Source organism: Mycobacterium sp. NGS41 (assembly GCF_059812725.1).
This window is the reverse complement of sequence record NZ_JCALDF010000003.1, coordinates 252167-265248: the sequence shown is the minus strand read 5'-3', so window position 1 is coordinate 265248 and position 13082 is coordinate 252167. Positions and strand designations below refer to the sequence as shown.

Annotated in this window: 14 protein-coding genes; 3 read left to right on the top strand and 11 right to left on the bottom strand. The window is 65.8% G+C overall.

The window, feature by feature from the left end:
- Window positions 1–26: 26 nt before the first annotated feature.
- Together AC5Y21_RS05160 and AC5Y21_RS05155 are read right to left on the bottom strand one after the other, a co-directional pair.
- Window positions 27–716, bottom strand: coding sequence for a Rieske (2Fe-2S) protein (locus tag AC5Y21_RS05160; RefSeq protein WP_499910083.1), 690 nt, complete (start codon window positions 714–716; stop codon window positions 27–29).
- Complete coding sequence (locus tag AC5Y21_RS05155) at window positions 713–1273, bottom strand: RNA polymerase sigma factor (RefSeq protein ID WP_499910081.1); 561 nt, start codon at window positions 1271–1273, stop codon at window positions 713–715. Before AC5Y21_RS05155 ends, AC5Y21_RS05160 begins: the two co-directional genes overlap by 4 nt.
- A 156-nt stretch (window positions 1274–1429) precedes the next feature.
- On the opposite strand from AC5Y21_RS05155, the gene AC5Y21_RS05150 reads away from it, so the two are divergent.
- From AC5Y21_RS05150 to mmsB, 3 genes are read left to right on the top strand one after another with little or no spacing between them, the layout of a single operon-like run.
- Complete coding sequence (locus AC5Y21_RS05150; RefSeq protein WP_499910079.1) at window positions 1430–2950, top strand: CoA-acylating methylmalonate-semialdehyde dehydrogenase; 1521 nt, start codon at window positions 1430–1432, stop codon at window positions 2948–2950.
- Window positions 2951–2963: 13 nt separating this feature from the next.
- Complete coding sequence (locus tag AC5Y21_RS05145; RefSeq protein WP_499910077.1) at window positions 2964–4139, top strand: acyl-CoA dehydrogenase family protein; 1176 nt, start codon at window positions 2964–2966, stop codon at window positions 4137–4139.
- A gap of 24 nt (window positions 4140–4163) precedes the next feature.
- Complete coding sequence (gene mmsB / locus AC5Y21_RS05140; RefSeq protein ID WP_499910075.1) at window positions 4164–5057, top strand: 3-hydroxyisobutyrate dehydrogenase; 894 nt, start codon at window positions 4164–4166, stop codon at window positions 5055–5057.
- A gap of 15 nt (window positions 5058–5072) precedes the next feature.
- On the opposite strand, the gene AC5Y21_RS05135 is transcribed toward mmsB, so the two are convergent.
- The 9 genes from AC5Y21_RS05135 to map all read right to left on the bottom strand — a co-directional run bounded on the left by AC5Y21_RS05135 (window position 5073) and on the right by map (window position 13080).
- A complete protein-coding gene (locus AC5Y21_RS05135) occupies window positions 5073–5621 on the bottom strand; it encodes a TIGR03086 family metal-binding protein (RefSeq protein ID WP_499910073.1) in 549 nt (182 codons plus the stop codon).
- Between the two features lie 103 nt (window positions 5622–5724).
- Window positions 5725–6225 carry a MarR family transcriptional regulator gene (locus tag AC5Y21_RS05130; protein WP_499910071.1) on the bottom strand — a complete coding sequence of 167 codons (501 nt, stop codon included), beginning with the start codon at window positions 6223–6225 and terminating at the stop codon, window positions 5725–5727.
- Between the two features lie 41 nt (window positions 6226–6266).
- Window positions 6267–7313 (bottom strand): pyridoxal phosphate-dependent aminotransferase, encoded by a 1047-nt coding sequence (locus AC5Y21_RS05125; RefSeq protein ID WP_499910069.1) that lies wholly within the window; start codon window positions 7311–7313, stop codon window positions 6267–6269.
- Window positions 7313–8332: a 3-oxoacyl-ACP synthase III family protein gene (locus tag AC5Y21_RS05120; protein WP_499910068.1), complete on the bottom strand. Its 1020-nt coding sequence runs from the start codon at window positions 8330–8332 to the stop codon at window positions 7313–7315. The genes AC5Y21_RS05125 and AC5Y21_RS05120 overlap by 1 nt, the downstream gene beginning before the upstream one ends.
- A 20-nt stretch (window positions 8333–8352) precedes the next feature.
- A complete protein-coding gene (locus AC5Y21_RS05115) occupies window positions 8353–9030 on the bottom strand; it encodes an SRPBCC family protein (protein WP_499910066.1) in 678 nt (225 codons plus the stop codon).
- A complete protein-coding gene (locus AC5Y21_RS05110) occupies window positions 9011–10759 on the bottom strand; it encodes a thiamine pyrophosphate-binding protein (protein ID WP_499910064.1) in 1749 nt (582 codons plus the stop codon). Before AC5Y21_RS05110 ends, AC5Y21_RS05115 begins: the two co-directional genes overlap by 20 nt.
- Before the next feature lie 80 nt (window positions 10760–10839).
- Window positions 10840–11616 (bottom strand): anti-sigma factor family protein, encoded by a 777-nt coding sequence (locus tag AC5Y21_RS05105; RefSeq protein WP_499910062.1) that lies wholly within the window; start codon window positions 11614–11616, stop codon window positions 10840–10842.
- 85 nt (window positions 11617–11701) lie between these two features.
- Entirely contained in the window at window positions 11702–12235 is a 534-nt protein-coding gene (locus AC5Y21_RS05100) for a sigma-70 family RNA polymerase sigma factor (RefSeq protein ID WP_499910060.1), read from the bottom strand.
- A gap of 44 nt (window positions 12236–12279) precedes the next feature.
- Window positions 12280–13080, bottom strand: coding sequence for a type I methionyl aminopeptidase (map, locus tag AC5Y21_RS05095; RefSeq protein ID WP_499910058.1), 801 nt, complete (start codon window positions 13078–13080; stop codon window positions 12280–12282).
- Between the last annotated feature and the right edge of the window lie 2 nt (window positions 13081–13082).

The following is a 13082-nucleotide window of genomic DNA, read 5'->3' as shown; positions in this document are numbered from 1 at the left end:
CTCCACCGAGCAGCGCGACGGGAGACTCAGGCTGGGCGGGTCGGCGCGAACACTTCAATGGCGTCGTCGACCTCGCGAACCATCAGTGTGGGCAACGGCTTTGGGGCGATCGGCAACTGGTGGGTGAGCACCTGGCCGCTAGGCGCAAACGACGTCGAGTGGCATGGGCAGCGCAGCCGATCGTCGGGCGCGTCGAACCATAGTCGGCACCCTTGGTGTGTGCACACCCCCGATACGGCTTCGACCTTGCCGTCCACCCGTCTAACGAACCCACTGACCGTGCCGAGATCAAACGGATGCATGAGCCCGTCGGGCACCTCTTCACTGGCCGCGACGCGCGTCCAGCGTCCATCGCTTGGCGTGAGTTGACCACCAGCAGTGGGTGGTTCGGTGGTTCGGCCCCGGACGGCGAGTCGATCGACGGACACCGCCGCCGCAGCGGCGACCGCGGCGGCGGACGTGCCTACCATCACCTGACGACGCGTCGTGCTTTGCTTCGGCATCGGTTGCGGCGAGTTGGCACTCATCTGCTCCGCGAGGCGCCGGTGCAGATCGGTGAGGAATCCATCGCTGGGTACATCGCCGTCCGGTCTGGCCGCTCGCAGCTCGATCGCCGCTCGCAACTGCGCCGCCTCGAAGTCGTCGGCCTGGAAGGGCTTTGGCCGGCGACCCCGCAGTAGGTCGTCGATATAACTGCGCAAACCTCGCGCGTTCATGGCTGGCCCTCGTCGGTGACTTGTGCCGCCAGGCGCAGCGCGCGGTGTTGCAGCACTTTGGCGTTGGCAACGCTGACCCCGAGCTCGGCGGCGGATTCTTTGATCGAACTGCCTTGCAAGAAACGCAGTTCCAGGACTCGGCGGTAGCGGTCCGGCAGTCTGTCGAGAACCTGGGCGACACGCTGAGGCGCGGTGCTGATTGCTTCCTCACTATTTGGACTATCGGTGCCCAATTGTTCGAGGGCCTCAATCGAGGTTATCTCCCGGCCCATCTTTTCCCGCCAATGCGCGGCCAGCACCGTTCGGGCGGTGGCCCGCAGGTACGCGCGCACCTCGGGAACGCTTGCCGTCAGGCGCAGCGGTCGCAGCGCTGCGAGGAAGACCTCGGCGGTGAGGTCCTCGGCGTCGGCCCTGTTGCCGACGCGCGCGAACAGCGTGCGGTACACCCACGTCGCGTTGTCCTCGTACACCGCTTCCCAGTCGGCATAGCCCTGGAAGCCTTGGTCGGGCACCGCGCGCAGGGGTCGCGGGCCGACGGGCTCGTTCCGTGCCGTCACGTGCCTCCTTCGCCGATCAATATCGGCGTGGGTTACACGAGACGTCGGGTGGCCGGGTTCAGGTGGCGCCGGGACCCGCGTTTGCGAAGGCCGCGAGGCATTACTAGGATATGCAAGTATCCCCCTACTTCTTCCCTACTGATCTTTTGGATGGCCATGACCACACAAATTCCGCATTTCATCGACGGGCGGCGCAGCGACGGCCAGTCCACTCGCACCGCTGACGTCTTCAACCCCAGCACCGGCGCGGTCCAGGCCATTGTGCCAATGGCCGGGCAGGCGGACGTCGACGCCGCGGTGGCCTCGGCCGCAGCGGCGCAGAAAAGCTGGGCTGCGTGGAATCCTCAGCGCCGCGCCCGGGTACTGATGCGGTTCATCGAACTGGTCAACGACCGCGGCGACGAGCTGGCCGAACTGCTGTCCCTCGAGCACGGCAAGACGCTGGCCGATGCCCGGGGCGACATTCAGCGCGGTATCGAGGTGATCGAGTTCTGCGTCGGGATCCCGCATCTGCTCAAGGGCGAGTACAGCGAAGGTGCCGGCCCGGGCATCGACGTCTACTCGCTGCGTCAGCCCCTCGGCGTCGTGGCCGGCATCACCCCGTTCAACTTCCCGGCGATGATCCCGCTGTGGAAGGCTGGTCCGGCCCTCGCGTGCGGAAATGCCTTCATTCTCAAGCCCAGTGAGCGTGACCCCTCAGTTCCGGTCCGACTGGCCGAACTGTTCCTCGAAGCCGGACTGCCGCCCGGAGTCTTCCAGGTGGTGCACGGCGACAAGGAAGCCGTCGACGCCATCCTGAACCATCCCGACATCAAGGCGGTCGGATTCGTCGGCAGCTCCGACATTGCTCAGTACATCTACTCCCACGCCGCTGCGACCGGCAAGCGTTCGCAATGCTTCGGCGGCGCCAAGAACCACATGATCGTCATGCCCGACGCTGACCTCGATCAGGCCGTCGACGCGCTGATCGGCGCGGGTTACGGCAGCGCCGGCGAACGCTGCATGGCGATCAGCGTCGCGGTACCGGTTGGCGAGCAGACCGCGGAACGATTGCGCGCCAGGCTGGTTGAACGGATCAACGGCCTTCGCGTAGGGCACAGTCTGGATCCCAAAGCCGACTACGGGCCGCTGGTCACCGAGGCTGCGCTGACCCGGGTGCGTGACTACATCGCCCAGGGCGTGGAAGCGGGTGCCGAACTGGTCGTCGACGGCCGCGAACGAACCAGCGACGACCTGACATTCGCCGACGCGAACCTGGAAGGCGGCTTTTTCATCGGTCCGACAATGTTCGATCACGTCACCCCGGAGATGTCGATCTACACCGACGAGATCTTTGGGCCGGTCCTGTGCATACTGCGCGCCCACGACTACGAAGAGGCGTTGCGACTGCCTTCCGAGCACGAGTACGGCAACGGCGTGGCGGTCTTCACCCGCGACGGCGACACCGCCCGGGATTTTGTCTCCCGGGTGCAGGTGGGCATGGTCGGCGTCAACGTGCCGATCCCGGTTCCGGTGGCCTACCACAGTTTCGGCGGCTGGAAGCGTTCCGGCTTCGGTGATCTCAATCAGCACGGACCGGCGTCGATCCAGTTCTACACGAAGGTCAAAACGGTCACGTCACGCTGGCCGTCCGGCATCAAGGATGGCGCCGAATTCGTCATCCCGACAATGAACTAGGGCTGGCACCGACATGCAATTCTTAGCCCTCAACGACGACGAGCGAGTGATCACCGAGACGGCGGCTGCCTTCGCCGCCAAGCGCATTGCCCCGTACTCCCTGGAATGGGATGCGACCGAACACTTTCCGATCGACGTGCTCCGCGAAGCCGCCGAACTCGGTATGGCGGCGATCTATTGCCGCGATGACGTGGGCGGCAGCGGACTGCGCAGGCTGGACGGCGTGCGCATCTTCGAGCAGTTGGCCATCGCCGACCCGGTCACCGCTGCCTTCCTATCCATCCATAACATGTGCTCGTGGATGATCGACAGTTACGGCACCGATGAACAACGCAAGACCTGGATTCCGCGTCTGGCGTCGATGGAAGCCATCGCCAGCTACTGTCTGACCGAGCCCGGGGCCGGATCCGACGCCGGCGCGTTGAGCACTCGCGCAGTCACGCAGGGCTCAGGAAAAAACGCAGACTATGTGCTCGACGGCGTCAAGCAGTTCATTTCCGGGGCGGGAGCCTCCGACGTATACGTGGTGATGGCACGTACCGGAGGGGAAGGCCCGCGCGGCATATCGGCTTTCATCGTCGAAAAAGACACGCCCGGAATCAGTTTCGGTCCACACGAAGAAAAGATGGGCTGGCACGCGCAACCCACCGCGCCGGTGATCTTGGAGGGAGTGCGGATACCGGCCGACGCGATGCTCGGTGGCGCAGACGGCGAGGGTACCGGCTTTGGCATCGCGATGAACGGCCTCAACGGCGGCCGACTCAACATCGCGGCGTGCTCACTCGGTGGCGCTCAGGCCGCCTTCGACAAAGCCGGTGCATACGTTCGTGAACGGCAGGCGTTCGGCGGCTCCCTGCTTGACGAGCCCACCATCCGGTTCACCCTGGCCGACATGGCGACCGGGCTCGAGGCATCACGAATGTTGTTGTGGCGAGCGGCAAGCGCGCTAGACGCCGATGATCCCGACAAGGTCGAGTTGTGCGCGATGGCCAAACGCTATGTCACCGACACGTGCTTCGAGATCGCCGACAAGGGTCTGCAGTTGCACGGTGGCTACGGTTATCTGCGCGAGTATGGTCTGGAAAAGATTGTCCGCGATCTGCGGGTGCATCGAATTCTGGAAGGGACCAACGAAATCATGAGGGTGGTCATCGGCAGGGCCGAAGCCGTGCGGTTGCGTGCTGGTTAGCACCATCCGCTAGAAAAGGGAAGCATGACGGAACATCTCACGATCGCCTTCCTGGGGCTGGGCCACATGGGTGCGCCGATGGCCGCGAACCTGCTCGCCGCCGGCCACGCCGTACGCGGGTATGACCCGGCGCAGGCCGCGGCCGCCGCCGCTGCGGAAAAGGGCGCCACCGTGTTCGACAGCGCCGCCGCCGCCGTGGCCGACGCCGACGTGGTCATCACCATGCTGCCCAACGGCGACGTGGTCAAACGCTGCTACGCCGAGGTCCTGCCCGCCGCGCGAGAAGGCGCGTTGTTCATCGACAGTTCCACGATCTCGGTCAACGACGCACGCGAGGTGCACGCCCTGGCCGGCTCACATGGCATGCCGCAGCTGGACGCGCCGGTGTCCGGCGGCGTCAAAGGCGCGGTGGCCGGCACGCTGGCGTTCATGGTCGGCGGTGACGAGTCGGCGCTGCAGCGAGCGCGCCGGGTGCTGGAACCCATGGCGGGCAAGATCATTCACTGCGGGGCGGCCGGGGCCGGTCAGGCCGCCAAGGTGTGTAACAACATGGTGCTGGCGGTACATCAGATCGCGATCGGCGAGGCATTCGTGCTGGCCGAGAAGCTCGGCCTCTCGGCGCAATCGCTGTTCGATGTCATCACCGGCGCGACCGGCAACTGCTGGGCGGTACACACCAATTGCCCGGTGCCGGGCCCGGTCCCGACATCGCCGGCCAACAACAACTTCCAGGCGGGCTTCGCCACCGCACTGATGAACAAGGACCTGGGCCTGGCCATGGACGCCGTGGCGTCAACCGGTTCGACGGCGCCGCTGGGAACCCACGCCGCGGAGATCTACGCTGCGTTCATCGCATCCGATGCCTCCCATGGTGAGAAGGACTTCAGCGCGGTGATCGAAACGCTGCGCGGCAGCTGAGTCCGGGGCGAGCGTTCACTGCACCTTTCGGCCCAGAAATGCGGCCAGTTGATCGGCGGGCGGGCGCTCCGGTGAGCAGGGCTGCTCCTCGCCGAAAGGCTTGCCCGGCCCGCGAAACTGAGGCCCCACGAAGGCGCGTGCGGCGGCCAGCTGCTCGGTTGCCAGCTCGGGCTCGATATCCGTAGGTTGGCCACTCGCAGCCGCGAGATCCCATGCGTGCGTTAACACATCGGTGGTGCGGAGCCCGACGAAGAGCTGCCCGGGAAGCTCCCCGAACGGCAGTTTGAACGTGGTGGACAGTCCGTCGGGCGCCGCGAAAACCGCTTGAGCGGCCCCGGCCGCAGTTCGGTGGGCCGCAGCGACGTCGTCGGGCCGGGCCGGCGGCTCGACGGGGTTGACAGCCCACATTCCGACGTGCTCGTTGCCGCCGATGACGTGTTCAACCAAATCCTGAATCGTCCACTCCGAGCACGGCGTCGGCGCGCCAAGTTGGTCAGCGTTGATGTTGGCAAGGACGCCAGCGAATGCGTCCTGAGCGCGCTGATGAGCAATCAATGGGTCCACTGTCCCGCCTTTCTCGCAGACGCGTCGTCGGCATGACGACAAGTGTGCCACTGCAACCTAGGCCACCATCAAGTTTGGCCGACGTGGCCAGGGACGCGCGCGCTCAGAAATCACCCGCGTTGCGCCGCAGCGTTTCGATCGAGGAAACCAGCGACTGCGACTCGTCAGCGGCCATCCCGATGTTCGCGAAGACCTGCTCGTTAAGCGTGACGGTGGCGTCTTCGACGGTGGAGCGGCCGAGGTCGGTGATCTGCACCAGCGTCGTCCGCCCGTCGGTGGGGTGCGGCACTCGCTGCACCAGCCCGTCGGCCTCCAGCCGCCGGATCGCGTGGGTGACGCTGGTGACATGAACCTGCAGCCGATCGGACGCTTTAGTGATCGGTAATGCCCCGGTCCGGCTGAACGCCAACAGCCGCAGCAATTCGTAACGCGAAAAGCTCAGGTCATAGGGACGCAACGCCGTCTCAACGCGGGCGAGCAAGATCTGGTGCGCACGCATCACCGAGGTCACCGCGACCATGCCCTGCGACACATCGCCCCATCCGGCGCGCTCCCAATTGGCCCGCGCCACGGCGATGGGGTCACGTTTCTTCTCCGGGGCCACACACTTTCTTACCGCACATGCGGCGGACGTGGGGCCCGGATTCAGCTTGCGGTAGCTGCGGGCTTTGCCACCGCGTCCAGGACCGCCAGTGTGGACTCGCGGCTACCCACGGTGATTCGCGCGCCGCCGTCGGCGTAGAACCGGATCTGCAGCCCGCTGCCGGCGAACACCTCACGCCACGACAGGCCGCGGGACGGTAGATACACGAAGTTCGCATGCGCGTCCGGTGTGTATATCCCGATCGCGCTCAACCGCCGCCGTAGATAGCGACGTTCGGCGGTGATCGACCGGACCCGTTGCAGCAGTTGATCTTCGGCATCATAGGAAGCCGCGACCGCGAGCAAGCTGGTGATTGCGATGCCGAACGGCAACTGCTGCGTCCACAGCGTCCTGGCCAGCTCCGCGGAGGCCACGCCGTAGCCGATTCGCAGGCCGGCCAGTCCGTACGCCTTGGAGAAGGTGCGCACCAGCACCACGTTGGGAAAGTACGCAGTCAGGCCCCAAACATCGATCCGGTGCTGTGGGGCGGCGAATTCGATATAGGCCTCGTCGAGCAAGACGATCGTGTCGCGCGGCACCCTGCGCAGAAACTGCACGATCTCGGCCGTCGGCTCCAGCGTGCCGGTCGGGTTGTGCGGCCGGCACACCACCACCACGCGGGCATTCGCGGCAGCGTCGGCCAGCCCGTCGAGATCGTTGTGGCCGTGCTTGTCCAGGGGCACCGTCACCGGCTTCAACCGCGCCATGTCCGCCATGATCGGATATCCGTCGAAAGTCGGCGACGCCATGGCAATCGAGTCGCCCGGAACAGTCAATGCCTGCAGCGCCTGCAGCACCACGCCCGTCGCACCGGCGCCGAGCACCACCTGGTCCGGGGGCAGACCGATCCGACCGGCGATCAGGCTACGCAGCCGCTCGGGCAGAAACTCCGGATACCGGTTGGCCGCATCGATCGAGCGATACAGCGCCGAGCGCACCGCGGGAAGCGGCGGATACGGATTTTCGTTGAGCGACAACGCAAACGGATCGATAGCGTCAGGAAACGTGTCGCCGACTTCGGCGGTGGCGGGACTCGCAAACGCTGACATCAGGCGCGTCCGCCCCAGCGGACCGCCGCTGCGCCGGCGAAGTCGCCGGCGTGCGCGAAGGCCGCCATCAAGACCAGATCTCCGTCCTTGACCTGCCCGTCGGAGATCGCGTGGTCCAGGTTGACCGGGATGCCCGCACCGAAAAGGTTGCCGCACTGGTCGAAGGTGTCCCGATGACGTTCGGCGGGCAGCTCCAACGCTTCGCGCCAATTGCGCAGGAACACCCGGTTGGGCTGATTGGTGACCAGCAGGTCGACGTCTTTGGGAGACATGCCGATTCGGTCGCAAACTGTCAGCGACACCTCCGGAACCTGCCGGTTGCCGCGGGCCAGCACCTTGGTGATCTTGCTTTCGGTGAAGCCGATGCTGCCCTCGCCGTGCCCGGCGGCCCACCACTTGCGAGGCGGGTCGTAAGAAAGAGTCATTTCACCGGCGTACTCGCCATAGGTGCGGCACTCGACATCGAGGATGGGCGATTGGTCGGACAACGCGACCAGGCCCACCGCCGCCCCGTCGCCCGGCACCGCAGACTGCGCCTTGCGGCGAATTGTGGGCTGATCGAAGAACTGCCCGGCCGCATTCGCCGCGATGGCAATCAATGCGGTGTGCCCCGCTCCCGACGACAGCAGTTTGCGAGCCACGTTGAGCGCCAACACGAATGCCGCACACCCGCCGTTGTTCAGGTCGAGCACCCACGACGGCCGCAGGCCCAAGCGGTGCGCGATGCCCCCACCTTCGCCGTAGAACGCCATGTCCGGCACCTGGGTGTGGGTGATCAACACGTCGACGTTCTCGATGACGTCATGGCCATGCCGATCGATCAGCCCCTGCGCCGCACGCTCCACCATGTCGGTCGCGGTCTCGTCCGGCGCGACGTGGTGGCGAAACTTCGGCGCGCGGAACATCAGATTGTCACGCAGGTCATCGGACTCGGCGAATTGCGCGTAGTACTCCGCGCCGATCGGCTCGCCCGGCAAGTAGGTGGAAACGTCGATCAGACTGACGTTCGGCTTGCTCATAGTGCTCTCGCTTCTTCTTTTCAGGACATCCAATTCGGGGTCACCGGCAGTCCGTTGCGGTGCCGATACTCGGCGATTGCCTTGAGGTTCTTCAGTTCCAGGAGGTGGCCGGGACCGAACATGTCCCAGAAATCACCGACCCAAACCGGGCGCTGCGCCGGCGCGGTCTCCGGATACGGGTTCTTGTCATAGAACGGGTGGTGGCAATTGGTCCACAGCACAACCGAACCGGGCTTGTCGAGGACCACCTGGGCGTCGATGACGCGCATCAGATAGATCATCCACAAGTGCTTGCCCTGATCCCATGCGCAGTGGTAATCGACGGTACGGGCCTGCTCGTCGGCGATGGTGCGGGTGTAGATCTCGGTCTCCGTGCCGAGCCGGTCGTACGCGAGCCAAAGGCCGGGTTCGTCGGTGGTGGTGAAGCCGCGCAGACTGTAGGTCCACTCCTCGAGGCTGCGGGTGTCGGCCATGTAGGCGTATAGCTCGTCGGGCGGACAGTCGACGTAATCGTTGACGGTGCAGTACTGCCCGAAGACCTCGTCGTGCGGGTACACCGACCGCATCATCTCCATGATGATCGGGGTGGCCTTTTCCCTGGGGCTGTTTTCGATCCGGACCAAACCGTCGATGGCCTCATGGAGGCCGGTCTGGGCCAAGTGATGGGTTTGAATATCGTCAAGCGCTGGCAGCGACATCGGTGTGGTTCTCCTTAGCAGTTGTAATCGTTTCCTTGACAGGTCTTTTGTCCGCTGGCCCGCTGAGAAAGGCTGCGAAAGGCGGGATTTCGTCGGCAGCACATTCGACGCTGACGACAGCCGGTCCATCGATGTCCAGCACAGCGCGCATCGCGGCGGCGAAGCCGTCGAGGTCGCCGACGTCGATGGACGCCAGACCCGGGAACATCGCCGCCAGGCCGGCACCCAGTCGGCTGGGCCGGAATCGGTTGTAGCTGTAAAGGTCGTCGTAGAACAGCTGCTCGCGGGTGACGCACATGGCGTGGGCATTGTTGTTGAACAACACGAACGTCACCGGAAGCCGGTAGTGCACCGCGGTGTGCACCTCCATGCCGTGCATGAAAAACGCTCCGTCCCCGGCGATCACCACGGTGCGCCCGGGGGGACGTCCGGCGTTGGGGCGTCCGAACGCCATCCCGATGCCGGCGCCGAAGCTATAGCCCATGCCCCCCATGCCGAGCGCGACAGCGAATCTGCCACCACGCCGCGCGGGCAGGTAGTGGATCGCCGACGCGCCGGTGTTGCCCGCGTCGACCACGATGTCCGTCCCGTCGGGCAGGGCGCCGTCGAGCACCGCCATGGCGTCGCGGTACCGCACGCCGGTCCCGAAGTACGACGGGGGCTTGAGTTCCGTGCGCCGCACCGCATCTGGCACCCGCAGGCCCATTGGTCGTCCACGTCCGGACAAGGCCTGGATCATCATCCGCAGCGACCCACGCAAGTCATCGGTGTGCACGTGGGTGCACGAAATGTACGGCGGCGCAGAGCCGATCGAGACCGTTCGCACCCGCGACAGCACATCGTCGAGGCCGGCGCGCGCGGTGACCGACAGCCGGGTGCCCACCACCAGGCACACGGCGCTGGCGGCCACCGCTTCGGCCACCCCCGGGTGGCCCATCACACCGCTCACGCCGAGCGCCGAGGACGACCCCAAACCCGGCGTGCCGGCGACGTCCTTGGCGTCGGGGACGGTGGCCACCCGTGCCCGCAGCACCGCGCGCAGCGTCTCGAGCTCGGCTCGAGCGTCGTCGCGGGCCACCTGCTCGCCCACGATGATGGTGACCGGACCGTTCGCGTCGCGCAGCACTCCGACAATCGGATGGGGATTGCCGATGGGCCGCGGATCCTGAAGGGCATATCCGTTGAGTCGGCGCGCGATCTCGATGCTGCCCTGCTGAATATCCTTGGGCAACAACAACACTGCCGGCCCGCCGGTGCGCGCGGCCGCGATCGCGCGCGGCAGCGCGGAGGCGATACCGGCCGGTGTGAGCACTCGCTCACATGACACCGACACCGCGGAAAACAGCGCCTCGGCGTTCAGCGATCCATTGCGGCCGCTGGTGTCCTGGAAGCTGCCCAGCCCGTCCATCGTTGTGGGGGCCTGGCCGACCAGCGCCAACATCGGAACACGGCTTGCCAGAGCCTCGCCCAGTCCCGCAACCAGATTCAGCGCACCACCACCCGAGGTCGCTGCTACGACACCTAGTCCGGCCCCGCTGCGGCTGTACCCGTCTGCCATTGTGGCGGCGGAGAATTCGTGCTTGGCCAGCACCGCAGCGATGTCGGACCGGAAATGCGCCGCGTCGTAGAGGTCCTCGATGTTGGCGCCATCCACACCGAAAATGTGGTCGATTCCAATTGCGGCCAGTCGGTCGACGATGTAGTCGACCACCCGGTACTCACCTGGCATCTGCTCACCTAAATCTGATTGGTTGAGACGATGCCAATGACACGACGTGCGGCTACATTCAGTTCACCGCGGCTTAAAAATTAGAGCGAGCGCTGCAGCAGAATCTGACCGTTGTCCGCGGAAACCACTTGCACCGCGGCGATCTGGTTCATAGGCGTCGAGATGCTGCCCGCGGGCGTCGCGGTGTGACCGGGCTCGGCCACCCAGGTGGCCAGCCGGGTTTGGCTGCCGTCGCGTCCAACCACGACCATCGCCAGCGTGTCATGGTGCGCCTCAAGCGGTGCAAGGCACACGCAGCGCAGGTTGATGAACGTGCCCCAGTGCTGGGGGGTGACCGCCACCGTCGAGGCCAGCATGCTAGTCCCCACTTGCGCCATCGGCTGGGAAGATGCCGTCACCTGCTGGGGAGAGGTCGCGGTGTGGCCCTGAACTCCGACGAACACGCCGACCCCCAGCACCACGGCGGCCGCGGCCGAAGCCGCCCAAGTCGTCATGCGGGTACGACGGCGGCGCCAGCGCACCTTCTGCAATAGCGTCGGCAATAACTCCGGTGACATCGCTGGTGTCGGCGAAGGAGTCCCCGCACCGCTGCCTGAGTCACCTATCGCGGCCACTTCTTCACGGTCGAGCTGCGAAAGCAGCGCCGGCACGCCACTGAGGTCCGCGACGGCCTCCCGGCATTGCGGGCATTGGGTCAGGTGCGACTCGAATTCGCGTCGCTCGGCGGGAGAAAGTGACCCCAGCACGTACGCGGCGTCCCACGTCGCGTAGTGGTCATCACCCATCGTCAGGTCACGTATCTCTCTGTCACCGGGTGTGTCACCCGGCGGGCCGATTCCCCGAAGCGGCGTCCTCATGTCATTTCTCCCGTCACCCTCAAGTATTCGGAGCCGATCGCCAGCCGGATGAGCCCGAAATTGAGCTTCCAGAAAAACCCAGCTGTCATCGGGTTACTCCAAGTTCCTGCAGAGTGAGCCGCAATGCCCGTACCGCATAGTGTAGTCGCGACTTCACTGTTCCTTCGGCGATTTCAAGGTCGGTGGCAATCTGCGCGGTGGTCCATCCGCGGTAGTAAGACCGTTCGATGACCGCCCGGTGCTCGGCGGACAACTGGGCCATCGCGTCGCCGATCAGCATCCGGTCCAGCGCCGCGTTCACCTCGTCCGGCGTGGACTGCTCGGGCGCGCCCACCTCGTCGGTCGAACCGACGACATTGCGGAATCGCGCGCTGCGCCGATCGTCGATGATCATGTTGCGAGCGACGGTGAACAGCCACGCCCGCGCCGAGCGTTCTGAGTCGCCGACCACCTCCGGATGTTGCCACGCCCGCAACAGCGTCTCCTGGACCACGTCCTCGGCCTGGCTCGCATCGCCCGTCAGCCGCAGCGCGTAGCGCCACAAGACGGCGGCATGCTCGTCGTAGAGCGCCTTCATCAGAGCGGCTTCTGCAGCCACCGCGCCGGCAACCCGAGCCACTCGATCACCTCCCGCAATAAATACGAGCCGAGCACGTATTTAGTTCAGGCGAGGGTCAGGACACGCGGTCCGCTCTCGGTCACCGCCACCGTGTGCTCCCAATGTGCCGCACGCGACCCGTCGGCGGTGGTGACCGTCCATTCGTCATCGAGGACCACCGTCTTGCCGGTTCCCAGGGTCAGCATCGGCTCGATGGCCAGCACCGACCCGGCCGCCAACAGCGGACCGCGCCCAGGCGAGCCTTCGTTGGGCAGGAACGGATCCATGTGCATATGCCTGCCGATGCCGTGGCCCCCATACCCCTCCACGATCCCGAACGCCCGTCCGTAGCGGACCTCCGCCGCCCGCGTGCCCAGCTCGATGGCGTGTGCGACATCGGTCAGCCGATTACCGACAACCATGGCCGCGATTCCGGCTTCCAGCGATTCTCTGGTGGCCTGCGACAGCGCTTCGTCGGCCGGGTCGAGGATCCCGAGGCCGAACGTGATCGCGGCATCACCGTGCCAGCCGTCCAGGACCGCGCCGCAATCGATGGAGACCAGGTCACCGGCCGCGAGGATCTCAGAGGCCGACGGGATGCCGTGGACCACGCGGTCGTTGACCGATGCGCAGATCGAGGCCGGGTAACCGTGATAGCCCAGGAACGACGGTGTGGCGCCCGCTTCGCGGATCACCGACTCGGCGATTTCGTCGAGCCCGAGGGTCGATACCCCGGCAACAGCGGCGGCGTGGACGGCTTTCAGCGCGACCGCGACGACGGCACCGGCGGCGGCCATCGCGTCCAGCTCGCCGGCGCTGCGCTGCGGCACGACCCTGCGACTTCGCAGTCGTGCCAAAGCACTCATGG